The sequence below is a fragment of the Sporosarcina obsidiansis genome, from assembly GCF_009651005.1.
In the GTDB taxonomy this organism is placed as follows: domain Bacteria; phylum Bacillota; class Bacilli; order Bacillales_A; family Planococcaceae; genus Sporosarcina; species Sporosarcina obsidiansis.
Genome location: NZ_WHVW01000007.1, coordinates 87,222 through 110,300, shown reverse-complemented (window position 1 = coordinate 110,300; position 23,079 = coordinate 87,222). Strand labels below are relative to the sequence as shown.

General features: G+C 37.0%; 22 protein-coding genes and 1 other RNA gene. 19 read left to right on the top strand and 4 right to left on the bottom strand.

What is annotated here, in order from left to right:
• The first annotated feature begins 10 nt into the window (after positions 1-10).
• The 6 genes from eno (at position 11) to ssrA (ending at position 5,869) form a co-directional block, all read left to right on the top strand.
• The gene (eno, locus tag GD002_RS08090; RefSeq protein ID WP_153731847.1) at positions 11-1,306 is read left to right on the top strand and encodes a phosphopyruvate hydratase; all 1,296 of its coding nucleotides are present in this window, start codon (positions 11-13) and stop codon (positions 1,304-1,306) included.
• A gap of 109 nt (positions 1,307-1,415) precedes the next feature.
• Positions 1,416-1,643, top strand: a complete 228-nt coding sequence (secG, locus tag GD002_RS08085; protein ID WP_153731846.1) for a preprotein translocase subunit SecG — start codon at positions 1,416-1,418, stop codon at positions 1,641-1,643.
• A 58-nt stretch (positions 1,644-1,701) separates the two neighbouring features.
• Positions 1,702-2,448, top strand: coding sequence for an alpha/beta hydrolase (locus tag GD002_RS08080; RefSeq protein ID WP_153731845.1), 747 nt, complete (start codon positions 1,702-1,704; stop codon positions 2,446-2,448).
• Positions 2,449-2,496: 48 nt separating this feature from the next.
• Entirely contained in the window at positions 2,497-4,836 is a 2,340-nt protein-coding gene (rnr, locus tag GD002_RS08075) for a ribonuclease R (RefSeq protein ID WP_153731844.1), read from the top strand.
• 110 nt (positions 4,837-4,946) lie between these two features.
• Entirely contained in the window at positions 4,947-5,414 is a 468-nt protein-coding gene (gene smpB, locus GD002_RS08070) for an SsrA-binding protein SmpB (protein WP_153731843.1), read from the top strand.
• A 93-nt stretch (positions 5,415-5,507) separates the two neighbouring features.
• Positions 5,508-5,869: a transfer-messenger RNA gene (gene ssrA / locus GD002_RS08065) on the top strand.
• Positions 5,870-6,017: 148 nt separating this feature from the next.
• Here the strand turns inward: ssrA and GD002_RS08060 are convergent.
• Both GD002_RS08060 and GD002_RS08055 read right to left on the bottom strand, forming a co-directional pair.
• Complete coding sequence (locus GD002_RS08060; protein ID WP_153731842.1) at positions 6,018-7,172, bottom strand: site-specific integrase; 1,155 nt, start codon at positions 7,170-7,172, stop codon at positions 6,018-6,020.
• A gap of 207 nt (positions 7,173-7,379) precedes the next feature.
• Complete coding sequence (locus tag GD002_RS08055) at positions 7,380-7,646, bottom strand: helix-turn-helix domain-containing protein (protein ID WP_153731841.1); 267 nt, start codon at positions 7,644-7,646, stop codon at positions 7,380-7,382.
• 545 nt (positions 7,647-8,191) lie between these two features.
• Here GD002_RS08055 and GD002_RS08050 point away from each other — a divergent pair.
• The 10 genes from GD002_RS08050 to GD002_RS08005 all read left to right on the top strand — a co-directional run bounded on the left by GD002_RS08050 (position 8,192) and on the right by GD002_RS08005 (position 20,160).
• Entirely contained in the window at positions 8,192-8,641 is a 450-nt protein-coding gene (locus GD002_RS08050; RefSeq protein ID WP_153731840.1) for a helix-turn-helix domain-containing protein, read from the top strand.
• A 230-nt stretch (positions 8,642-8,871) separates the two neighbouring features.
• Complete coding sequence (locus GD002_RS08045) at positions 8,872-9,870, top strand: hypothetical protein (RefSeq protein WP_153731839.1); 999 nt, start codon at positions 8,872-8,874, stop codon at positions 9,868-9,870.
• A 331-nt stretch (positions 9,871-10,201) separates the two neighbouring features.
• Positions 10,202-10,768, top strand: a complete 567-nt coding sequence (locus GD002_RS08040) for a restriction endonuclease subunit S domain-containing protein (RefSeq protein ID WP_153731838.1) — start codon at positions 10,202-10,204, stop codon at positions 10,766-10,768.
• A 14-nt stretch (positions 10,769-10,782) separates the two neighbouring features.
• Complete coding sequence (locus GD002_RS08035; protein ID WP_153731837.1) at positions 10,783-12,312, top strand: type I restriction-modification system subunit M; 1,530 nt, start codon at positions 10,783-10,785, stop codon at positions 12,310-12,312.
• A gap of 75 nt (positions 12,313-12,387) precedes the next feature.
• Positions 12,388-13,383 carry a virulence RhuM family protein gene (locus tag GD002_RS08030; protein ID WP_153731836.1) on the top strand — a complete coding sequence of 332 codons (996 nt, stop codon included), beginning with the start codon at positions 12,388-12,390 and terminating at the stop codon, positions 13,381-13,383.
• A gap of 23 nt (positions 13,384-13,406) precedes the next feature.
• Complete coding sequence (locus tag GD002_RS08025; protein ID WP_153731835.1) at positions 13,407-14,597, top strand: restriction endonuclease subunit S; 1,191 nt, start codon at positions 13,407-13,409, stop codon at positions 14,595-14,597.
• Between the two features lie 70 nt (positions 14,598-14,667).
• Positions 14,668-17,745: a type I restriction endonuclease subunit R gene (locus GD002_RS08020; RefSeq protein ID WP_408020086.1), complete on the top strand. Its 3,078-nt coding sequence runs from the start codon at positions 14,668-14,670 to the stop codon at positions 17,743-17,745.
• Between the two features lie 13 nt (positions 17,746-17,758).
• Complete coding sequence (locus GD002_RS08015; RefSeq protein ID WP_153731833.1) at positions 17,759-18,481, top strand: M48 family metallopeptidase; 723 nt, start codon at positions 17,759-17,761, stop codon at positions 18,479-18,481.
• A 113-nt stretch (positions 18,482-18,594) separates the two neighbouring features.
• Positions 18,595-19,737, top strand: coding sequence for an SIR2 family protein (locus GD002_RS08010; protein WP_153731832.1), 1,143 nt, complete (start codon positions 18,595-18,597; stop codon positions 19,735-19,737).
• A 42-nt stretch (positions 19,738-19,779) separates the two neighbouring features.
• Positions 19,780-20,160 (top strand): hypothetical protein, encoded by a 381-nt coding sequence (locus GD002_RS08005; protein WP_153731831.1) that lies wholly within the window; start codon positions 19,780-19,782, stop codon positions 20,158-20,160.
• Positions 20,161-20,228: 68 nt separating this feature from the next.
• Here GD002_RS08005 and GD002_RS08000 read toward each other — a convergent pair whose 3' ends face one another.
• Both GD002_RS08000 and GD002_RS07995 read right to left on the bottom strand, forming a co-directional pair.
• The gene (locus GD002_RS08000; protein WP_153731830.1) at positions 20,229-20,711 is read right to left on the bottom strand and encodes a hypothetical protein; all 483 of its coding nucleotides are present in this window, start codon (positions 20,709-20,711) and stop codon (positions 20,229-20,231) included.
• 65 nt (positions 20,712-20,776) lie between these two features.
• Entirely contained in the window at positions 20,777-21,799 is a 1,023-nt protein-coding gene (locus GD002_RS07995; protein WP_153731829.1) for a hypothetical protein, read from the bottom strand.
• Positions 21,800-22,169: 370 nt separating this feature from the next.
• Between GD002_RS07995 and GD002_RS07990 the strand changes: the two genes are divergently transcribed.
• From GD002_RS07990 to GD002_RS07980, 3 genes are read left to right on the top strand one after another with little or no spacing between them, the layout of a single operon-like run.
• Positions 22,170-22,322 carry a hypothetical protein gene (locus tag GD002_RS07990; protein ID WP_153731828.1) on the top strand — a complete coding sequence of 51 codons (153 nt, stop codon included), beginning with the start codon at positions 22,170-22,172 and terminating at the stop codon, positions 22,320-22,322.
• Positions 22,322-22,498 (top strand): hypothetical protein, encoded by a 177-nt coding sequence (locus tag GD002_RS07985; RefSeq protein WP_153731827.1) that lies wholly within the window; start codon positions 22,322-22,324, stop codon positions 22,496-22,498. Before GD002_RS07990 ends, GD002_RS07985 begins: the two co-directional genes overlap by 1 nt.
• A gap of 42 nt (positions 22,499-22,540) precedes the next feature.
• Positions 22,541-22,993, top strand: coding sequence for a hypothetical protein (locus tag GD002_RS07980; RefSeq protein WP_153731826.1), 453 nt, complete (start codon positions 22,541-22,543; stop codon positions 22,991-22,993).
• Positions 22,994-23,079 lie beyond the last annotated feature (86 nt).

The window sequence follows — 23,079 nt, the reverse complement described above, 5'->3', positions numbered from 1 at the left end:
AGAGATCATCATGCCAATCATTACACATATTCAAGCTAGAGAAGTTTTAGACTCACGAGGAAATCCAACTGTAGAAGTAGAAGTATTCACAGAAAGTGGTGCATTTGGGCGTGCGATCGTTCCATCCGGTGCTTCCACGGGTGAATATGAAGCAGTTGAACTACGTGATGGCGATCAAAATCGTTACAATGGAAAAGGTGTTTTGAAAGCTGTTGATCATGTGAATGAAGTGATCTCTGCAGAACTAGAAGAAAACTATTCGGTTCTAGATCAAGTCGTTATTGACAAAGCGTTGATCGAATTAGACGGTACATCAAATAAAGGAAAGCTAGGAGCGAATGCAATTCTAGGTGTTTCCATGGCGGTTGCTCACGCAGCTGCAGATTATTTAGATGTTCCACTGTATCAGTATTTGGGCGGATTTAATGCGAAACAATTACCAGTACCGATGATGAATATCTTAAACGGTGGAGAGCACGCGGATAATAACGTGGATATTCAAGAGTTTATGATCATGCCAGTAGGTGCAGAATCCTTCCGTCATGCATTACGTATGGGCACAGAAATTTTCCATAGCCTAAAATCTGTACTTCATGATAAAGGTTTGAACACAGCTGTTGGTGACGAAGGTGGATTTGCTCCGAATCTAGGATCAAATGAAGAAGCATTAACAACGATTCTTGAAGCCATTGAAAAAGCGGGCTACAAACCAGGTGAAGAAGTGTTGCTTGCAATGGACGTAGCTTCATCTGAATTCTACGATAAAGATCAAAAAAATTACTACTTAGCAGGTGAAGATGTTCGTAAAACATCTGAAGAAATGGTTGCTTGGTATGAAGAGCTTTGTGAAAAATATCCGATCGTTTCAATTGAAGACGGTCTAGATGAAAATGACTGGGCTGGCCACAAGCTATTAACAGAACGCATTGGTAAGAAAGTACAGCTTGTCGGAGACGATTTATTCGTAACAAATACAGATAAACTTTCTCGCGGAATTGAAGAAGGAATCGGTAATTCAATTCTAATCAAAGTAAACCAAATCGGTACATTGACAGAAACATTCGATGCGATTGAAATGGCGAAACGTGCAGGCTATACAGCTGTCATCTCTCACCGTTCTGGTGAATCAGAAGATGTTACCATCGCTGATATTGCAGTAGCTACGAACGCTGGACAAATCAAAACAGGTGCACCGTCTCGTACGGATCGTGTCGCAAAATACAACCAATTGCTTCGTATTGAAGATCAGTTGTTTGAAACGGCTCAATACTTAGGGAAAAACACGTTTTATAACTTGAACAAGTAATAGATGGAATCGATGTCATCTGGCATAATTAGCAACAAAAGGTTGTGCCGATGCAATAGCTTTGTTAAAATAGAAATGTTGTGACTTGCTATTTTGGAGGTGGAAAAACATGCATGCCGTTTTAACAGCATCGCTTGTAGTCGTAGCTATAGCATTAATTGTTGTCGTATTATTGCAATCCGGTAAAAGTGCAGGACTGTCAGGAGCCATCTCCGGAGGGGCAGAACAACTTTTCGGTAAACAAAAAGCACGTGGATTAGACTTAGTTCTTCAACGAACTACGATCGTCCTATCTGTCTTATTTTTTGTCTTAACAATTGCGATTATGAAACTATAAAAAAGCAAGCGCCTGACCTGAACGGTCAGGCGCTTTTCGTAGAAAGGATCGAGAGACAATGCGAATTGCCCAACCCAAACCGTTTTTCTTTGAACACGGCAAACGCGCTGTATTACTATTACATGGCTTTACAGGTACATCCGCAGATGTTCGGATGCTCGGCCGGTTCCTTGAAAAATATAATTATACGTCATTAGCTCCTCATTACAGAGGACACGGTGTACCACCAGAAGAATTGATCGAGACGACTCCAGATCAGTGGTGGGAAGATGTACTTTCTGCATACAACCAGCTGAAAGACGCAGGCTATGAGGAGATCGCGGTGGCGGGACTATCCCTTGGTGGTGTTTTTTCATTGAAACTGGCTGCTGAATTCCCGTTAAAGGGCGTCGTAACGATGTGTGCGCCTATGACGATGAAAACGACAGAAATCATGTATCAAGGTGTGTTGAAATACGCACGTGATTATAAAAAGTTTGCAGGTGAAAGTGACGTGCAGATCGAGCAAGAGATGGCCGACTTACAAACCAAGTCGATGCCGGGTCTGAGTGATTTGCGAGCGATGGTAGAAGGCGTTCGGCAGGAAGTCAATCAAATCTATACGCCACTCCTTGTCATTCAAGCAAGACACGATGAAATTATCGACCCGAATTCTGCTCAAATCATTTATGATGAAGCGGAATCTACGGACAAAGAGATACAGTGGTATGAAGAATCAGGACACGTCATCACACTTGGACCAGAAAAACAGCAACTTCACGAAAATGTACTGCAATTTCTGGAATCCCTTGATTGGCAAGAGTAAAAACAGGGGAAGATACAAATAGTAAGAAATAAAGGAGGAGATGTTTGTTTGGACGCATTTGAAAAAGAGTTACAAGACCGGATTTTGTCTTTATTAAAAGAAGAATCCTACAAGCCGCTCACTGTCCATGAAATTCAAGAGGAGCTTGGAATGGAACAGGCGGCAGAATTTAAAGAACTTGTCAAGATGCTCGTGCAACTTGAACAAAATGGAACCGTAGTTCGCTCACGTACAAACCGCTATGGTGTGCCGGAAAAAATGAATTTGGCCCGTGGGAAATTTATTGGACATGCCAAAGGATTTGGTTTCGTTGTACCAGAAGAAGTGGAAGGGGACGATGTTTTCATCCCGCCACATGAAGTGAATGGGGCCATGAATGGCGATATCGTACTCGTCCGAGTGTCAGGAAGTTCGCAAGGAGATCGCCGAGAAGGAACGATTACGAAAATCGTGGAACGGAAAACAACGAGTGTGGTCGGTACGTATCAAGCGCAAAATAGTTTTGGTTTTGTACTGCCGGATGATAAGAAGTTACCTATGGATATCTTCATCGAAAAAGGTCATTCGCTGGATGCCGTTGATGGTCAAAAAGTGATCGTGGAAATTACGAACTGGCCAAATGAATTAAAATCTGCAACGGGAATTATTAAACAAATTCTGGGTCATAAAAATGATCCGGGTGTAGATATTTTATCTATTATCCATAAGCATGGAATTGTTGTCGATTTTCCGCAAGAAGTGATGGACCATGCGATGCGTGTACCTACGACGGTTCAGGAAGAGGACTTTTTCAAGCGGAAAGACCTTCGCAATGACATGACGATTACGATCGATGGAGCTGATGCGAAAGATTTGGATGATGCGATATCACTTGTCAAAGAAGATGACGGGTCTTACCGTTTATTCGTTCATATTTCAGACGTCAGTTACTATGTAACGGAAAATTCTCCGATGGATGCAGAAGCGGCTGATCGCGGGACGAGTGTCTATTTAACAGACCGTGTGATCCCCATGCTTCCACACCGTTTATCCAATGGCATCTGCTCGCTGAATCCAGGTGAGGATCGCTTGACCCTAACGTGTGAAATGAAAGTGGATTTGAACGGTAAAGTGGTGGAACATGAGATTTATCCAAGTGTCATCAATTCGAATTATCGAATGACCTATACGGATGTGTACGAAATCGTTGACCATCAAGATGAAGAATTATCGAAGAAATATGAAGAGATCGTACCGATGCTACACGATATGGCGAAGCTAGCGGCTATTTTCCGTCAGAAACGACAAGATCGTGGTGCTATTGACTTTGATTTCAAAGAATCTAAAATTCTGGTGGATGAAGAAGGCTGGCCAACAGATGTCGTCATCGTTGAACGAACTGTTTCCGAACGCATGATTGAAGAATTCATGCTCGTTGCGAACGAAACGGTTGCAGAGCACTTCCATTGGCTACAAGTACCGTTCCTCTATCGGATTCACGAAGATCCGAAAGAAGAAAAGTTACAGCGCTTCTTTGAATTTTTGACGAACTTCGGAATTGTTGTCAAAGGAACAGGCAATCAAGTACACCCTCGCGCGTTACAAGAAATCGTAGAGTCGATTGAAGGCTTGCCAGAGCAATCGGTCATCTCCACTATGTTATTACGTTCAATGCAACAAGCGAAATATAATGAAGAGAGCTTAGGACACTTTGGCTTATCGACGGATTTCTATACGCATTTCACAGCCCCGATCCGAAGATACCCAGACTTAATCGTTCATCGCTTGATTCGAACGTATTTGTTTGATAAGGATTTATCTTCGCAAACGATTAGTCACTGGTCTGCACGTTTGCCTGAAATTGCGAAGCACACTTCTGAACGTGAACGTCGTGCGGTAGATGCAGAACGCGACACCAACGCGCTGAAAAAAGCACAGTTTATGGTGGATAAAGTTGGGGAAGAATTTGAAGGAGTCGTTTCATCTGTTACGAACTTCGGAATCTTCGTGGAGTTAGAGAATACCGTAGAAGGACTTGTCCATGTACAAAACATGAACGATGACTATTATCGATTTGATGATCGCCAAATGATGATGATCGGGGAACGGTCAGGTAAACAGTTCCGTATCGGTGACGAAGTGACAGTGCGTGTGATTTCAGTGAAGCCGGAAGAGCAAGCAGTCGACTTTGAAATTGTCGGTATGAAGCAAAATGTCCGAAGCTCCCGAAGAGATGCTCCTAAAGTGATCCAGTCGGGTAGAAGCAAAGGACAAGGACAGAAACAAGGTTCGGGCGGTAGCCGAGGTAAAAAAGATGGCGACAAACGCAACAAGAAGTACGAAAAGCCGAAAAAGAAATTTTATGAAGGCGTTGCGAAGAAATCGAAAAAGAAACCAAAGAGAAAATAAGGCTGGAGATCATTTGCTCCAGTCTTCATCTGGATTCAGCAGAAGACAATTGATGAATCCAGATGCAATCACACCGAGATGTGATTGATAAAAATAGGGAGGAATGAAGTATGGCTAAAGGTTCTGGTAAGGTACTTGCCATCAATAAAAAAGCGAATCATGATTACGCAATTGAAGAGACCATTGAAGCGGGAATTGTGCTAAAAGGTACGGAGATTAAGTCGATTCGAAAAGGAAAAGTACAGTTGCGCGATGCATTTGTGCTCATTCGGAATAACGAAGCATGGATTTCCAACATGCACATCAGCCCATACGAACAAGGAAATATCCACAACCATGATCCATTGCGTGCTCGTAAACTATTACTGCACAAAAAACAGATCAGTACATTGGTTGGGCAAATGAAACAAGATGGGTATTCGATCGTACCGCTGAAAATGTATGTGAAAGACGGTTTTGCGAAAGTGTTGATCGGTGTCGGTAAAGGGAAGAAGCTCTATGATAAGCGCCAAGACTTGAAGGAAAAAGAGCATAAGCGAGATATGCAGCGGGCATTCAAAGCCAAACAACAAGATTGATAAAAGCACAAAATTATTGTATACTATAAGTAGTTTCAAGTACGACCCGCCATTTGAAAGTGACAAATGGAAGTGGGTTCCGAACTTTCCTTCGGGGACGTTACGGATTCGACAGGGGTGGTCTGGGCTTGAGTTGCGCGTCGGAGGGATCGTCTCCGTCAGAAACGACAGTTAATAATAACTGGCAAAACAAACAACAACTTAGCATTCGCAGCGTAAGCTGACTGAATCTACCTTTCGTTTCCATCGCTCATGTGGAGGCGTCAGGTTCACTTATTAGTGAGCTACGCTGACATCTGCCTCCTGAGGCTGTCAGAAGAGATTCCCAGGATAGCGCACAGGACGCCCTGATTGATGGCATAATGCTTGCGCGAAACCAAGTAATCAATCTACACGCGTAGACGCTGAAGTAGCAGAGCCTTTGGACGTGGGTTCGACTCCCACCGTCTCCATAATATGGATTTCATTGAATTTCATTTGATTTCAATGAATCTCAAAACCCTTGGTATTCAAGGGTTTTTCGCTTTTTTAGAGATCCATTTACTTTCATCTAATTTCATTCAATTTCATCCTTAGTTGGTCAAAGGGATGGTCAATTTATGGTCACGATTTTAAGAAGTTGGTGAATAAATTAACCGTTTCTTTTTCAGCATGCGCACTTAGATGCGTGTAGATGTCCATTGTCGTTTTAATATCCGAATGTCCGAGTCGCTGTTGCACCTGTTTCATATTTGCCCCAGCTTCAATAAGCATTGACGTATGGGTATGCCGTAAACCGTGAGTTGTAAGTGGCGGAAGTTTATATTTATCAATTACATAATTGAGCCACTTGCGTGTTTTAGTAGGTTGCAAATAATTGTTTTCTTCATTCGGCATTACTAACTGCTTTTTCTTTTTAAAATTGCGACCTAAAGTTTTTTTAAGATCAATTTGCCACTCTTGTAACAAGTTAATCGTTTCATCATCTAAGCTAATCGTTCGGCTAACACCCGTTTTTGTTGATTTCTCGTACATTGTATTTTCTAATCCGCGTGCAATCGCCTTATTGATTGTCATTTCCTTTTTCTCGAAATCAATATCTTCCCAAGTAAGGGCTAATAATTCACCTTTACGCATCCCTGTGAAAGCCAAAATATGAATTGCAACGTATGCTTTACGATTAGTTTCCTCTTTCATAATAGAAAGGAGTTTATTCAGCTCTTCCTTCGTATAGAAATTGCGTTCCACTCTATTCACGCTCTTTTTAGGGGCACGCTTTTTGGGCATTTCTACTAATTTAAATGGATTTGAATGAATCAGATCACGTTTAACGGCGTAATCTAACACCTTCGAAGCATATGCTTTTACAGCACCAGCCTTCACTAATTTTTCATGAAGCTTATTAACAAATTTTTGACAAATGTCCACATTTAACTGTTCAATGCGGTAGTCACCAATTTCAGGAAGAATATGATGCTCGAAGTATTTTAATGTTTTATTGAGTGTGTTCTCTTCGATATTATTTTTATAGGTTTCTACCCAAGCCTCATACATTTCACGATATGTTTCATATGAACGCTTTTTGTACGTACCTTTACTTACTTCAAGTTTAATCCGAGCTAAAGCGATTTCCGCTTCTTTTTTTGTTTTAAAGTTTCTAATAGTTGTGGTTTTCTTCTTTCCAGTTAAAGGATCTATCCCGAGGTAAGGTTTAATATAGTAATATGTTTTTCTGTTTTTCTTATATGGGTAAATCGAAGCGTTTGATTTTCTTGGCATAGTTAGTATTCCTCCTATAATTACGGGGACAAATTACAAAGGGAATATAACCAGCGTTACTTAATTGAAGTAACACCTTTATTATAAAATTACGGGTTAGAGTTGTCTAAAAATTAGCGTAATTTTCCACCGTAAGTTATTTTTAGTTATGATAATGGGAATTTGATTTAGCAGGATGCTAATGAGAGAGTTGTTTTACAGCGAGGGTTAAAATGAATGTTCAAGAAGGAAGCGATCAATTTCGCTTTTCGATACACGTTTGACGCCATCAATTTCAGAGACTCTTAGTCCCATGAGGCGGAACTTTTTGAAGGTGTTGTAGGAGATATTGATATATTGGCATGCTTCTTCAATGGACATCCATTCTTTTGGTCCATCTTTCTTAGTGTTTATAATTTCCTCCAGTAATTCGGCGAGTGTATTCAAGACAATCGTTTGTGTGGTTGATTGAATATCTAATGCATTTAATTCCATTTAGATTGACCTCCTAATCAATTGGTTAATATGTTAATACTGTTACAAATGTAACTATATAGTGTGTTCCTCCTTTCGCGATATGTAAGTGGTTTCTTTAGCGGAAGGATTATTTAAACAAAATAAAAACTGTCTTATTTAAAGGTACATTCATACTTAGAACACACAATTAGCCTATAAATGGGCACACTTTACCCTTTACTTGCTAAAAAGCATTCTAAATAAAAACATGTACATTCAAATAAACCAGTTAAAAAAATCAAAAAATATTAAACAAAAATCTATATGTTAAATTGCTATATTCAATTTTTGACTCTAATTTACAAAATATTTTATCTGTTGTCAACAATAAAATTCGATTTTCTAAAAAAATATAAGAAGAACAGACGCATCCAGCTTCATTAAATTTAAGCCAATGCGGTTCACGGCGTTAAAAAAATATTACTTTGACGGAAATTGTAGTTATTAAAATCAGACTCGCTTCTAAAATATATAAAAACAAATTAAGGTGTACCATAGCGGTATATGTTAGGAGGGGTTAAGAAGTGAAAGCAGTAAAGGTATTTGATGAAGCATTTGCACAGAAGTTGAAGCGTTTGCGCCAGGCTCGGGGAATGACGTTGCAACAGTTGAGCTCGGCGACAGGGATTAGCCCATCGTATATTTCACGCTTGGAGCGCAGCGAGAAGCAGTGTCCGTCTTTCCCAATTTTAGTGGAACTCGCTCGTGCGTTAAAGGTAGATATATTGACGCTGGCAGAAGAGTTAGCTGAACAGGAAGGAGAAGTAGTAGATCTTTATTCGTTAATGTTCAAGTCGCCGTTGCGCGTTGCGGACAAGATTTTAACTGAGGAGGAAACGAGGCAGGTAATTAATTTAATTGAACGGATTGCGGAGTTAGACTGGAATGAACAAACAATGTGGCGCGAACTTTGCGAGATTGGGAATTTAATAAGTGCTTTCAAGGGAAGGCATGCTGTTGAGCCGAGGACGTAATTGTCCTCGGGCTTTTTTATAGCATAGAACAAGGTACGACATCGGAAGGACTTTTCAAAAAGTTCTTTGTTTGTATAATCATTGTTAAACCAAAAAAAATCTCGCGCATAAGAAAGGAATAATAATAGTTGAGTCGGGATAAAAAAAGTAGTTAAAATCTTATTGTATCAATAGTTAAGATAATCCCGAACTGAAAATATGCTACTATTTTTGCGAAAGGAGAAATCTATATGATTCATACATTTCAAATGAAATTTCCGCTTGTTGAGAAGGATATTGATGTTTTAGAAAATACAATCGATTATAGCTATAAGGCGGTTAATGAATATATACAAAAGAATTACGGAGAATATTTTAATAATGCTTTTACTGTACAAGTAAAGCGAAATAGTGGCAATAATTACTTGTCGTTAGTTGTAGATGCGGTTCTCCTGTTAAAAAAAGCAGACATACGAGAATCGGATTATTATGAAATAGAGTTACGTGTTAAGGAATTGCTTATGATTTTATTTTCACATACGACATTTTACAGCGAGCATATATTAACGCGTATTGATTATCGTTATGATCTGATTTTACCAAATAAACATATGCGCGAGTTATATTTCCATCTAATTACGAAACATGTCGAGCGTTATCGCTTTCAACAAAAATATAGTGGTATGAAAAATGAATCAGGGAAGTTTGAAAAGTATAAAACAACTATTTATCATAGCTCGCGCGCAATTGTAACGACTGCATATGACAAAGAAGCGGAAAGGGAAGCTAAAGAATGCGATATTCAAGATTACGAAAAAGACGTGGTACGTTTTGAAGTGAGATTGATGTATCAACATTTATACTATAAAGCAAGCGAGCGCTGTCCAAAACCGATCCCAATGAAATTGGCAAATTATTTTATTGAAAGTCGCTATTATGATTACCTCCGTCAATATTTAATTCCTATCTATCCCCAAGGAACTTACTATAAGTATTCAGAAGTTGAGCGTATGCTTCAGTGTACGTCGCTAAAATCCTCTGATAAGGCACTTTTAAAAGAATTCCTCCTTAAGACATCTTCGTACAGCTTAAGTACCCCTAAAAAGCATATAACTCCATATAAGTATAAAAAGGCTTTGCGCCTACTAAAAAGCTTGGGAATCAATCCCGTATGTATCCCAAAGAATTATCCAAAAGCGCCTAAACAATTTGAAAACCCATTAAATAATCTCTTCGCAAAATTTGAATAAAACATAATTGTCCACGATTTGAATGCTACAATCCAACTCCAATCTTGCATATGAAAGCTATGCCGACATGATGGCGAAACAAAATATGATATAAATTAGATTGCTGATTATATTAACGAATCTACACCTAATTAGATTAGAGTAACGATTATAATCACAATTCGATTAGAAATTTGCACATAAAGTTGCTGCGCTTCATTGAATTGATTTTGTTGCCTTTGTAACAATATGAAAAAACGAATAAAACATTTTACAAATGTATCTATTTTGTTATATGATGTATTTAACTTTAAAGTTAAATGATGTATTTAACGAAATGGAGGTGTGTTTTTTGCAATTAGGAGATATAGCAGATATACGTGCAGGCATGGTCATTACGCGCAAAAAGGCGATGAATAAGAACGAAGTAAGAGCGACATACAATATGTTTACACTGAAAAATATTGATGCATTAAATGAACCGTTCGAGCAATTTCAAAGTAATGATGTACTAAGTCCGCAACACTTTACAGAAGAAGGAGATATACTGTTCCGTTTAAACTATCCATTTTCTGCGGTGTATATTGATAAAACCAAATCAGGATTGTTAATACCTTCTACATTTGCAGTAATCAAGGTTCAGGTTGATTTCTTTTTACCTGAATTTGTTGCGTGGTATTTAAATACGACTTTTGTAAAGAAAGAGCTGGAAAAAGGACAGTCGGGAACGAAAATTCCAAGTACGAATAAAGCGACATTAAGTTCGATTTTAATTGAGCAAATCGATATTGAAAAGCAACGGAATATGGTGCAATTGTACAAGCTTCATTTACAAGAAAAACAGCTACTAAAAAAGTTAATAGAAGAGAAAGAAAAGTTGTTCCAAGCACAGACAACTAAAGTGCTTCAAGGGATCTAACAGGAGGAAATCACATGACAGAGAAAGTTTCGCAAGATCAAATTAACAGTATATTATGGCAGGCCGCGGACACGTTCCGCGGAAAAATCGACTCAAGTATTTATAAAGACTACATTTTAACAATGATGTTCATTAAATATTTGAGCGATTCATACAAAGAGCATTTACAAGAATATACAGAACGATATAACGGTGACGAACAACGTATTCAACGTGCCTTAACACGTGAGCGCTTTGTATTAGATGAAAAATCAACATTCGATTACCTGTACAGCAAACGTACTGACGCTGAAATAGGCGACATCATTAATAAATTATTAGCGCGTATTGAGGATGAAAATACAGGTAAGCTTCGTGGTGTATTCCGTAACATCGACTTCAATAATGAAGCAGTTTTAGGAAAAACGAAAGAGCGTAATGCGATGCTGCGCACATTATTAGAAGATATGAACAAATTAAACTTAAAGCCGTCAGTCATAGGTAATGAAGATATTATCGGCAACGCCTATCAATATATGATTGAGCAGTTCGCATCTGACGCTGGAAAGAAGGGCGGAGAGTTCTATACGCCAACGATGGCATCCGAATTATTAGCACGTTTAGTGAAGCCACAAGAAAATGACCGCATTTACGACCCAACATGTGGATCAGGTTCATTGTTGATCCGCGTTGCGAAACAAGTACCAAATAATAAAGTAGCAATTTACGGACAAGAGCGTAACGGTGCAACCCATTCTTTAGCATTAATGAATATGTATTTACACGGTATTGATGACGCTTCAATCGAATGGGGGGACACATTAGCAAACCCACTTCATTTAGAGGACGGCAAATTAATGAAGTTCCAAAAAATTGTTGCCAACCCGCCGTTCTCATTAGACAAATGGGCAATGGGCTTTGCAGGTGATAGCAACTCAGACAAGAAGTTTAAAATGGAAGCAAGCTTAGACCAACACCGTCGTTTTGAATGGGGCGTACCACCAACATCTAAAGGTGACTATGCATTTGTACAGCATATGCTTTATTCATTAGCTGAAAATGGTACGATGGCGACAATTTTACCGCACGGCGTTTTATTCCGTGGTGCAAGTGAAGGTAAAATTCGTAAAGAAATCATTGAAATGAATTTACTCGATGCAGTAATCGGTTTGCCAGAAGGATTGTTCTACGGGACAAGCATTCCAGCGTGTGTTCTGGTGTTTAAGAAAAATCGCGGGCGTGAAGATGTACTGTTTATCGATGCATCAGGTGAGGGTAACTACGAAAAAGGTAAAAATCAGAACAAGCTACGCGAAGAGGACTTACAAAAAATCGTTGCTACATATGATAGCCGTGAAACGATTAATAAGTATTCATATAAAGCGACTAAAAAAGAAATCCAAGAAAATGACTATAATTTAAATATACCTCGTTATGTTGATACGTTTGAGGAAGAAGCACCAGTCGATATGGAGGCAGTGAAACAAAATATCGCGGACATTAAAAAGGAATTAGCCGTTGTCGAAGCTGAGATGGAGAAGTATTTGAAAGAGTTAGGGTTGTAACAGTAAGGAATGAGTGAAAGAGACTATTTTCTTGAAGGCAGGAAAATGGTCATCAAGTATAGTAGAGGTGAGAAGATGGATAATAACTCAAATTTTTTAATGTATCAAACTGAAAATGGTGAAACAAAAATCCAAGTGCGATTAGAAGGCGAAACTGTTTGGATGACACAAAAAGCGATGGCTGAGTTATTCCAAACGTCTACACAGAATATTACGTTTCATATAAAAAATGTTTACTCAGAAGGTGAATTATTAGAAGAGGCAACTTGTAAGAATTACTTACAAGTTCAAAATGAAGGTGCACGTGAAGTTAAAAGACAAGCAAAGCACTATAATCTTGAAATGATTATAGCCGTTGGTTACCGTGTACGTTCGCATCGCGGTACACAATTCCGTCAATGGGCGACAGAGCGTTTAAATGAGTTTATGGTTAAAGGCTTTACAATGGATGATGAACGTCTGAAAGAGATGCGTAACATTGGAGCAGATTATTTTGACGAATTACTTGAACGTATTCGCGACATTCGAGCATCAGAAAAACGTTTCTACCAAAAGATTACAGACATCTATGCTACATCGATTGACTACGATCCAAATTCAACGATTGCAAGAGAGTTCTTTGCAACAGTACAAAATAAATTACACTTTGCTATTCATGGACATACTGCCTCTGAATTAATCGTAGAGCGCGCGGACGCAACAAAGCCAAATATGGGACTAACAAGCTGGAAAGGTGATAAAGTCCGTAAAACAGATATAACCGTTGCGAAAAACTATTTAACTCAAGAGGAACTAATCGATTTAAATCGTATTGTGACGATGTATTTAGATTATGCTGAATCGCAGGCGAAAAAGAAGAAACCGATGTATATGAAGGACTGGGCACAAAAGCTGGATGCGTTTTTAGAATTCAATGAACATGATATTCTGACGAACTCAGGTAAAGTGAGAGCAAAGTTAGCAGAACAATTTGCTATTGAACAATATGAAATCTTTCATAAGCAAAGATTGGAAGAGCCAAAGAAGAATGATTTTGATAGGTTTATAGAGAATAAGGATTATGAAAAATAATAAATTAAATGTAGGTGAAGTGAGTGAAGGAAATATATCCAAGAGATTGGAAAGAGTATAAATTTGGTGACGTTTTCGATTTAGGAGGTAGTTTGTCTATATCGAGAGCAAATTTATGTGACGAAGGTATTTGTTATTTGCATTATGGTGATATTCATAAAACTCAAGAAAATTTTATGTCTGTTAATCGCGATTATGATACTTTACCAAAATATAATATCTCTTTAGAAGAAATATCTTCGAAGTACCTATTGAAAGATGGGGACATTGTTTTTGCTGATGCCTCGGAGGATTATGAGGGAATTGGGAAGGCTGTCGCTATTATTAATCCAGAAAACATTCCATTTATTAGCGGATTGCATACTATTGTTGCAAGAGATACTAACGATACTATTTCTTATAACTATAAAAGATATTTTTTGAGTGATTGGAATATTAGGAAGCAATTAATGATATTAGCTACTGGTACTTCTGTATATGGACTAAGTAAACCTAATCTCCAAAATTTAAAGATTGTACTTCCTGATAAAAAAGAACAGGAGAAAATCGGTTCTATCTTGTCAGTTTGGGATAAGACAATTGAATTGAAAAAACAGTTAATTAGACAGAAAAAAGAACACAAAAAGGGTTTAATGCAAAATTTACTTTCAGGGCGTGTTAGATTTCCAGGATATATAACTAAATGGAAGAAAGTGTATTTAGGGGATATTTGTAAGATTTCCACAGGTAATAAAGATACACAAAATAAAGTAGATGATGGAATATATCCATTTTTTGTTAGATCGCAGAATGTGGAAAGAATTAACACCTTTTCTTATGATGGAGAGGCTATCTTAACAGCAGGTGACGGTGTAGGTGTTGGGAAAGTATTTCACTATATTAATGGTAAATTTGATTTTCACCAACGGGTATATAAATTAAGCGATTTTAAAAATGTCGATGGTTACTTTTTATACTGTTATATTAGTCAAAACTTTATGAAGCAAATCAAAAAGTTTAATGCAAAAACGTCAGTAGATTCAGTTCGTAGAGAAATGCTTACTAAAATGTTAATTGATTTACCACCTATGGAAGAGCAAGAACAAATCGGTCGAATTATTAAGAATCAAGAAACCGAAATTCTTTTACTCGAAAAGGAATTAAGCTTATTAATCGATCAGAAAAAATCACTCATGCAACAACTCCTTACAGGAAAAATCAGAGTGAAGGTGTAACTCCCTCGCTCCTTTCCTTCATTTATAGATTGGAGGTGGCGATGTGTCCACTGGGCAACTTTATGATGAAATGACGATAAGTCAAAAACCTGCACTCGAGGTTTTACAACGTCTTGGATATACCTACATCCCGACTGAACAAGCGGAACAAATGCGCGGGAATCTTTATAACGTATTACTGCGCGATGTGCTGGAAGACCAGCTACGCAAAATAAATCGCTATGAATATAAAAATGATTATTACGCCTTCAGTGAAAACAATATTCAGCAAGCCATTCGCGATTTAGACGAGCCGTTAACGAATGGGCTTGTAAAGGCGAATGAAGCAATTTATGAAACAATTATGTTAGGAAGAAGCTATACCGAGTTTCTTCCAGATGGCTCAAAGAAATCATTTACTATACAGTTTATAGACTGGGACAATATCGAAAACAATGTCTTTCATGTCGTAAAAGAATTTTCTGTGGAGCGCGCGGACGGCAAACTTGTGCGTCCAGACATCGTCCTATTTGTAAACGGTATTCCTTTTGCAGTGATTGAATGTAAAAAAGCGTCGATTTCTATGAACCAAGGCATTAGCCAAATGATTCGTAACCAAAAAAATGAATATATCCCACAGTTGTTTAAGTTTGTTCAAATTGTGATGGCGACAAACAAAAATGAAACGCAGTACGCCACGTGCGCTACGCCGAAGAAATTCTGGTCTGTTTGGAAAGAGGAAGAACAACAGTGGTTAGAGCAGTTGTTGCAAAATGCTGTAACAGATCGCTTACCAACGACACAGGACAAAAATATTATTTCCTTGTTCCATCCAGAGCGGTTATTAGAGCTAACGGCATTCTTCACGCTATTTGACAAAGATGTTAAGAAGGTAACGAGATACCAACAATACTTTGCAATCAAACAAATATTGCAAACTATTGAACAGCGTGATGAAAAAGGTAACCGTCAATCAGGCGTTATCTGGCATACACAAGGGTCTGGGAAATCACTAACAATGGTTATGCTGGCACGTTACATTTTGACAGAGCTATCAGATGTGAATCCAAAGGTAGTTGTTGTAACCGATCGTGTAGAACTGGATAAGCAAATTCATAAAACATTTAACCATACGCGCTTAAAAGCAAGCCGTGCAAATTCAGGCAATCATTTAATTGCATTGTTAAATGACGGCAACACCGACATCGTCACAACTTTAGTGCATAAATTCGACACAGCTCAGGCGAAACAACAACTAAACGATTCACGTGACATATTCGTACTTGTAGATGAATCGCATCGTACACAGTATGGCGAGCTTCATAATAAAATGAAAAAGGTATTCCCGAATGCATCATATCTTGGCTTTACAGGTACGCCTTTAATGAAAAAAGAAAAGAGTACGATGATTAAGTTCGGTAAGCTTATTCATAAATATACAATTGCTGACGCGGTTAATGACAAAGCTATCGTTCCACTACTATATGAAGGAAAGATGGTCGATCAAACGGTTAACAAAACAGCTATTGATAACCGCCTAAATATGATTACGCGTCATTTAAATGATACTCAAAAAGAAGAAGTAATGAAAAAGTGGGCGCACTTTGAGCGTATTGCATCTTCAGATCAACGAATTAGCATGATCGCCTTTGACATAAACGAGTATTTCTATCGCAACTATAAAACACAAGGATCGCAGTTTAAGGCGATGCTTGCGACAAATAGCAAGATGGAAGCAATTCGTTATTTAAATTTCTTCGAGGAGTTTGGCGATTTGAATTGCGCTGTCGTTATTTCTCCGCCAGATCAACGTGAGGGGCATGATTCGATTGACGAAGACTCTCAAGATTTAATTCAGCGTTTTTGGAAGAAGATGATGGACCGCTACGGCACACCAGAAGCTTATGAAGACACAATTAAAGACGAATTCATAAACGGTGATGATGAAATTGATATATTAATTGTCGTAGATAAGCTGTTAACAGGTTTTGACGCGCCACGAGCATCATTGCTATACATCGACAAACCGATGAAGGAGCATACACTACTGCAAGCAATCGCCCGCGTTAATCGATTATATGAGGGCAAAGATTATGGTCTTATCATCGACTATCGGGGCTTACTTGAAAAGTTAGATGAAGCATTACAAATGTATTCAGGTGCTGGATTAGAAAACTTCGATCCAGAAGACATTCAAGGTGCGATTTATGACGTCATCACAATTATTGGTGACCTTCGTCAATATCATTCACAACTGTGGGACATCTTTGCACCGATTCGAAATAAATCGGACGTAGAAGAATATGAGGTACTGTTAGAAGATGAAGAACTACGCAATGACTTCTATAATATTTTGAGTAAATTCGCACGCAACCTTGCAATTGCTTTAGAATCTGAGCGTATATATAATGCTTTACAGGAAGAAGAGCTTTCTAAGTACAAGAAAGACTTAAAGTTCTTCCAAGAGCTACGCAAGGCTGTGAAATTACGCTATTCAGACTCGATTGATCACAAGGAATATGAAGCGAAAATGCAAAAGCTGATGGACCAATATATTTCAGCTGAAGATATTATTCGTATTACAAATCCAGTCGATATTTTGAATGAAAAAGGATTCAAGGAAGAGCTTGAACGTCTTGGCTCAAAGCGTGCAAAGGCTGACGCAATTCGTACACGTTTAACGAAAAGTGTCAGCGCTAAGTGGGATGAAAATCCTGCCTATTACAAGAAGTTCTCAGAACGCATTCAGGAAGTAATAGATCAGTATAAAGAAAAACGCATTTCGGAGGCGGATTATTTAAACTCAATGAATGAATTGTTAAATGAATTCCGTCAAGGCGAACCGAAAGAAGATTATCCAGCAATCATCAAAGATAACGGCCACGCACAAGCCTTTTACGGCGTGACAAAAGATCTCTTAACGATTAAGGATGAACAAGTATCATATGGTGATGAAGACTTTGCCAATTTAGCATTAAAGATGGATGCGATTATTAAACAACACCAAAAAGTAGATTGGCATAACAACACGCAAATACACAATCGTATTGCGCAGGACATTGATGATTTATTGTTTGATTTCTCGAATGAAAACAATGCAACATTAGACTTCGACACAATCGATAAAGTAATCGAACAAGTAAAAACAGTAGCCATCAAGCGTTATTAAGGTAGTGAGCAATATGGAAAAACACCAAATTCATTTCGGCAATCAGCCTATTGATTTTTGGATTGAAAGAAAAGACGTCAAAAACGTCAATTTAAACATTAAGCCTGACATGAGTATTAAAGTATCGGCTAATGAGAAAGTACCATTAAATTTTATATATGACTTTGTGAAAAGCAAAGGTTTATGGATTTTAAAAAACGTAAAGCAGTTTGAAGAAGTGCTCCCGCTTAAACAAAGCGAACGCGAGTATGTAAGTGGTGAGTCATTCAAATACTTAGGTAAACAATACCGCCTGCGCGTAGAGCAATCAGCAGATGAAGGCGTCAAATATTTCAGAGGTTTTATATATGTACACGTACAAAATCCATCAGACCGTTCTAAAAAGGCGAAACTTGTAGATGCATGGTACAATGAAAAGGCATACAAAGTATTTGAAGAATCGCTAAATAAGATGTTCGCATTAATGGGGAAGTACGGTGTTGGGAAACCCGAACTCGAAATCCGCGTCATGAAAGCTCGCTGGGGTTCCGCACAAATTAATAACAATACGATTCTCATTAATACGGAGCTTATTAAAGCGCCAAAATACTGCATTGATTATGTCATACTACACGAACTTATACACTTTAAGTACAACAACCATAGTGAAAACTTTTACAATATGTTATTTGCGCTAATGCCAGACTGGGAAAAGCGCAAAAAGATATTGGATGAAGAAATTGTGCGCGACTTATAACATCATGAACAGACATCCAGAATAAGTACGAAAGACAGTTTCTAAGGTTTATTAGAGCTGTCTTTTTTTATACAAAGATTATGCATTTGAAATCTAAATCTGGAGTTGGTCTAATGAAAAAAGTAATTCTTACTGGGAACGGTTTATCGATAGGTTTGAACGGCGCGTTTTCGTTACAAAATATCACACAAACTTTTTATAACAATCTGCCTATTGAACATAAAAAATTCATTGAACATCATATGGATAGAATTCAAAGAGGGCAATATATTCAATTGGATTTTGAAGAAGCTATTGCCAGCATTGAACAAATTCATGATTCGTTAAATAGTTATGTAGAGTTTTTAGAAAATACGGATGAAGGAAAAATATACCTTAAATCTGAAAACTTAAGTGTTGAAGAATTAAGAAGTCATTTAGATGTTATTAAACAGATTATCTTATCTTACTCTGCATCGATTGTAGAAATAATTGACGGCAATGTTCATTGGGAACAAATTGGAGAGAAACTATCAGGATTTATTGATTGGGTACTCACACAAGTTGGTGAAGAGCATCAGGTCGACTTTTTTACATTAAATTTTGACTTGCTGCTTGAAACTATTTTATTAAGGGTTGTCGGCACAGATAGAATTACAGATTTTCATGTGCGTAGAGGATATTTAGATAGCGCAGAAAAGTTTAATTTCAGTCCTCAAGAAAATTTAATTGATTTTGGTTGTAGAAAGGTTAGATTACATCATTTACATGGCTCATTATCATCGTTTAAGCGGTTAGAAGACGGTAGGGTATTTAAGTTAAAAACAGAAGACATTCGGTTAAAGGATTTTTACAGAAAGTTAGATACGTCTAAATATTTTCCTTCTATTATTACGGGGGGGTATAAAAGTGCGAAAATTCAGATGTCGCCATTTAACTACTATTATAATGAGTTTAAAGAGAAGATGATGGATCCAGATAATATTTGTGACGAACTATATATAATTGGATATAGCTTTAGGGACGAACATATTAATGAAGCGATTATTGAGAGATTAAAATTATCAAGAAGTACAGGTGCTAAGTGCCGTCCTTTAAATCGATTTGTAATAGTAGACTTTAAAGCTGATGAAGTAGACAGAATTGAATTTGTTAATTTTGTAAATAAGGTATTAAATTTGAAGTCTGATAGAACAAAATTAAGCATTGAAAAAGGTAACTTTCTGTTTGATGGCGCGGATTCAATTTCTCAAATTAACAGTGAAGTGGTTAAGTAAGAAGCGTGTATATTATAAAATTGTATTAAGGGGGAATTATAAATGAATAATATTTTATATTGTTCGGTGTGTGATCATGACTATGCGCATCTAATCGGAACAATTGAGGTTATTGATAATGATGAAAACCAAGCAGTTGAGTTTATGATTAATAGTAAGTATTCTATTGCAATAAAAACAAAGTATGAATACCGTTCACAAGGCAACATTCATCTTTTATTCAGATGCGAAGAAGGTCATTTTTTCATTAAAAGTTTTGATGGTCATAAAGGGAATATCTTTATGGATGAAAATACTTTAATGGATGAACTTACAAGCTATCTAAATGACGTTTATCAAAATGAGAAGGACCTATTCTTCACACTTAATTATGATCTATTAGGTAATATTGAGAAATTTCTTAAGACGCAGAAAATTTATTAAGAGTGAATAACTAAAGCTAAAGAATGCTCTAAAAATAACCGCCGTTACTCCAAAAGGAATAACAGCGGTTATTTGTATTTGTCACTAAAGTCTAAGAGTAGTTGAGCAATAATGTCTTGTATTTTCAAATGCGGGAATTCTTTTTCGCAAGTAAGGACAAATTGCTGATATAATTCCTCTGGCATACGGAACGTCTTAGTTGAAAGTTTAGAAGCGAATATTTTCTTATCAATTGTGAAGTCATCATTGACTTTGTGCTTCTCAATAATCTTTTTAAGGACGTCTATATTTTCAGTGAGAAATGCTGTTAAGTCGTCCGCAGAATTGTCAATCGGTGAAATAATATTTTCATCGCGCACAAATTTGTAGTATTGATTTTCGCGTTTGATATAAACGTAGTCACCCTCTTGCATAATTTTCGTAAAAGTAGAGTAGTTAACAGACATAAAATCTGCAACTTGGTGTAAATCATAGCCTTTATTTATTAATAAATCATTCACGAATTCAACGCGCTGTTTGCAATCAAGAGCAAGGAATTTGTCTTTATTCATATTTGCATCTCCTTTAAAATTTGATGCTATATTATAGACAAATGCCTTTAAAATATTCTATTTTATTATATAATATGCTTTAAAAAATATGGATTCATCGCATAAGTTACAGAAGTTGATTCAATAACAGGGTCTTTATTTTCTACTAAATTAAACTTAAGACAGTAGAATATCTCAAATGGTGAAGCGTATTTATATTTGGGTGTTGTATTTTTAATATAAAAATTCTTAAGGTTTACTAATCTTTTAATTATGTTTAAGTAGCCCATTTTATCAGGTACTTTATCTAAATGGCGAATAATAGATTTTAGCGAAATGGTATGCGTTAAGCCGTCGCTAACACCTTGAACATCAAGTAGGTACCCAATAATTATTCTATCCGTTTCATCAAAGAATTCTAAAAATAGATTTAAATCAAATGTGTCTTCGTTATAAGTGAAATTTTCTAAACGTATTTTTTCGTCGTAATTAACTAAACAGACATCTGTGTAAAAAAGTGCGATTATTTCATTGAAATTCCCCTGATCAAAATGGTCGATAACGTCGTCTGGTATCAAGTGAAGAGTTTTGTTCGAAGCTATAAAATTCAAACTTAGAAACTCTATATCGTTCTTAATAGCATCTATATAATTTTGAGAAGATAATGAATTTATGAACGGGTAGCGAATGAATAGCGAATTAATATCATTCTGCCAGTTATATAATTTGTCAATTTCTGCTGTTAATAATGTTCGGTAATCTTCCGTGCTATATAAATCGACAAGTATGTTTGAATTAATGCGCGGTAAATTAAAAATGGCTTTTGCTTTGCGGTTTATTTCATAATAAAAGCTATCTTTAGTATCACGTGTATCCTTTAACTCATTGCTTACCCAGAGTTCTTTTAGCTCCTGCCTATAATAGTTTTTCTTTAATTTCTGTACATCGATTACATTTGCATTAATTTCTATGCATGAATTAATTATATCGGAAACGATTGATTCAAAAGGTGGTAAAGTAAGGGCATCGGACTTATTTAAATAATATGGGTAGTATTCTTCGTTTAGCATACTTATAATTTTATAATAGACTAATCGTTTGTGTATCATGCTTATCCAATCCTTTGTATTTATTTCTATTATTATAATACAAGGAAGAAAATTAGTATTATTGAGATTTGTCCCCGTAAATTACCGTTTATGGTCAAAAGTATGGTCAAAATAGTTTGAATGGCTATAAACCCTTGATATAATAGCGTTTCTCGACAACGGGTTAAAGCCCCGCCGTCTCCATATGAGATTACAGGTGAAATAGCAGGAAGTAAGGGATATTGTTATGAGAGGAAACTCTTGTGTGATATTCCTTTTTTCAAAACCATTAAATTGAAATGATGTTTAAATAGTGACGGATAAAACATACTTACACATATACATAATCTGAAAGGGTGTGGTATGTGTGGATGACAAGGAGGAAAAAGAAATGGCGATGATAAAAGACAACCAAATGGATCATATAAAAACACTGTCAGAATCTATAAATGAAGTTGAGCAAATTAGAAAGGGAAAGTTACCCAAGCGTTCATATAAAGATATGATGAATCGAGTGAGAGAGAACTTAAAAGAAGGGGAATAATGGGATATAAAGTACTTGATGTCAAAGCGTTCGAAAAAGATCTTTTAAAAATTGCAAGGAAGCATCCTGTTGTAATTGATTTGGTCGAATCCCTTTTTGTTGAATTAGAAGAAGGAAAGTTCTATGGTGATCGAATTCCCGGGCTCAAAGGAAATGTCGTATATAAAACTAGATAGAGTAATCCAAATGCCAACAAAGGAAAGAGTGGCGGCTTTCGAGTGATATGGTATTTAGTCACTTCCGACTCAGAGATTTACCCTTTGACCATCTACTCCAAAAATGATCAAGAAGATATATGTATAAAGGAGATCAAACGGATTATTGATCGGATATTAGAAGATGATGAAATATATTTGTATGGAGACCTGGTACCTGAAACCGATAGTAACCATTTTCCAGAAGGAAGTGAGTTAGCTATGACGTTGGCAGATCAGTGGAGAGAAGAAGGATTGCAAAAGGGAATCGAAAAGGGAATCGAAAAAGGTATAAAAATCGGTAAAGAGGAAGCGCTGGCGGAAGTTGCGGCTAATCAATTAACCGAGAGATTTGGCAAATTACCGATGGATATTAAAGAAGCAATTATGAAGGCGGACTCGATTGCATTGGGGCTGTTGTTGTCTAATATTTTCCGTTATGAAGATGTCGAAGATGTTTGGAAATATATACGGTAAGGGTTTAGATAATATCCTGATACCTGTGCGTGATTGAATTCCGAATATTGGGTTGTGCCAGTTGTTAAAACTGGCTTATATTTTTT

Bases quoted from the DNA above. Each gene is read 5' to 3' on its own strand.
- eno (WP_153731847.1), top strand. From the start codon at position 11: ATGCCAATCATTACACATATTCAAGCTAGAGAAGTTTTAGACTCACGA.
- secG (WP_153731846.1), top strand. From the start codon at position 1,416: ATGCATGCCGTTTTAACAGCATCGCTTGTAGTCGTAGCTATAGCATTA.
- GD002_RS08000 (WP_153731830.1), bottom strand. From the start codon at position 20,711: ATGAATAAAGACAAATTCCTTGCTCTTGATTGCAAACAGCGCGTTGAA.
- GD002_RS08055 (WP_153731841.1), bottom strand. From the start codon at position 7,646: ATGGAATTAAATGCATTAGATATTCAATCAACCACACAAACGATTGTC.
- GD002_RS07985 (WP_153731827.1), top strand. From the start codon at position 22,322: ATGGGATATAAAGTACTTGATGTCAAAGCGTTCGAAAAAGATCTTTTA.
- GD002_RS08035 (WP_153731837.1), top strand. From the start codon at position 10,783: ATGACAGAGAAAGTTTCGCAAGATCAAATTAACAGTATATTATGGCAG.
- GD002_RS08015 (WP_153731833.1), top strand. From the start codon at position 17,759: ATGGAAAAACACCAAATTCATTTCGGCAATCAGCCTATTGATTTTTGG.
- GD002_RS08005 (WP_153731831.1), top strand. From the start codon at position 19,780: ATGAATAATATTTTATATTGTTCGGTGTGTGATCATGACTATGCGCAT.
- GD002_RS08060 (WP_153731842.1), bottom strand. From the start codon at position 7,172: ATGCCAAGAAAATCAAACGCTTCGATTTACCCATATAAGAAAAACAGA.
- GD002_RS08045 (WP_153731839.1), top strand. From the start codon at position 8,872: ATGATTCATACATTTCAAATGAAATTTCCGCTTGTTGAGAAGGATATT.
- GD002_RS08080 (WP_153731845.1), top strand. From the start codon at position 1,702: ATGCGAATTGCCCAACCCAAACCGTTTTTCTTTGAACACGGCAAACGC.
- GD002_RS08010 (WP_153731832.1), top strand. From the start codon at position 18,595: ATGAAAAAAGTAATTCTTACTGGGAACGGTTTATCGATAGGTTTGAAC.
- GD002_RS08020 (WP_408020086.1), top strand. From the start codon at position 14,668: ATGACGATAAGTCAAAAACCTGCACTCGAGGTTTTACAACGTCTTGGA.
- GD002_RS07995 (WP_153731829.1), bottom strand. From the start codon at position 21,799: ATGATACACAAACGATTAGTCTATTATAAAATTATAAGTATGCTAAAC.
- GD002_RS07990 (WP_153731828.1), top strand. From the start codon at position 22,170: ATGGCGATGATAAAAGACAACCAAATGGATCATATAAAAACACTGTCA.
- GD002_RS08030 (WP_153731836.1), top strand. From the start codon at position 12,388: ATGGATAATAACTCAAATTTTTTAATGTATCAAACTGAAAATGGTGAA.
- smpB (WP_153731843.1), top strand. From the start codon at position 4,947: ATGGCTAAAGGTTCTGGTAAGGTACTTGCCATCAATAAAAAAGCGAAT.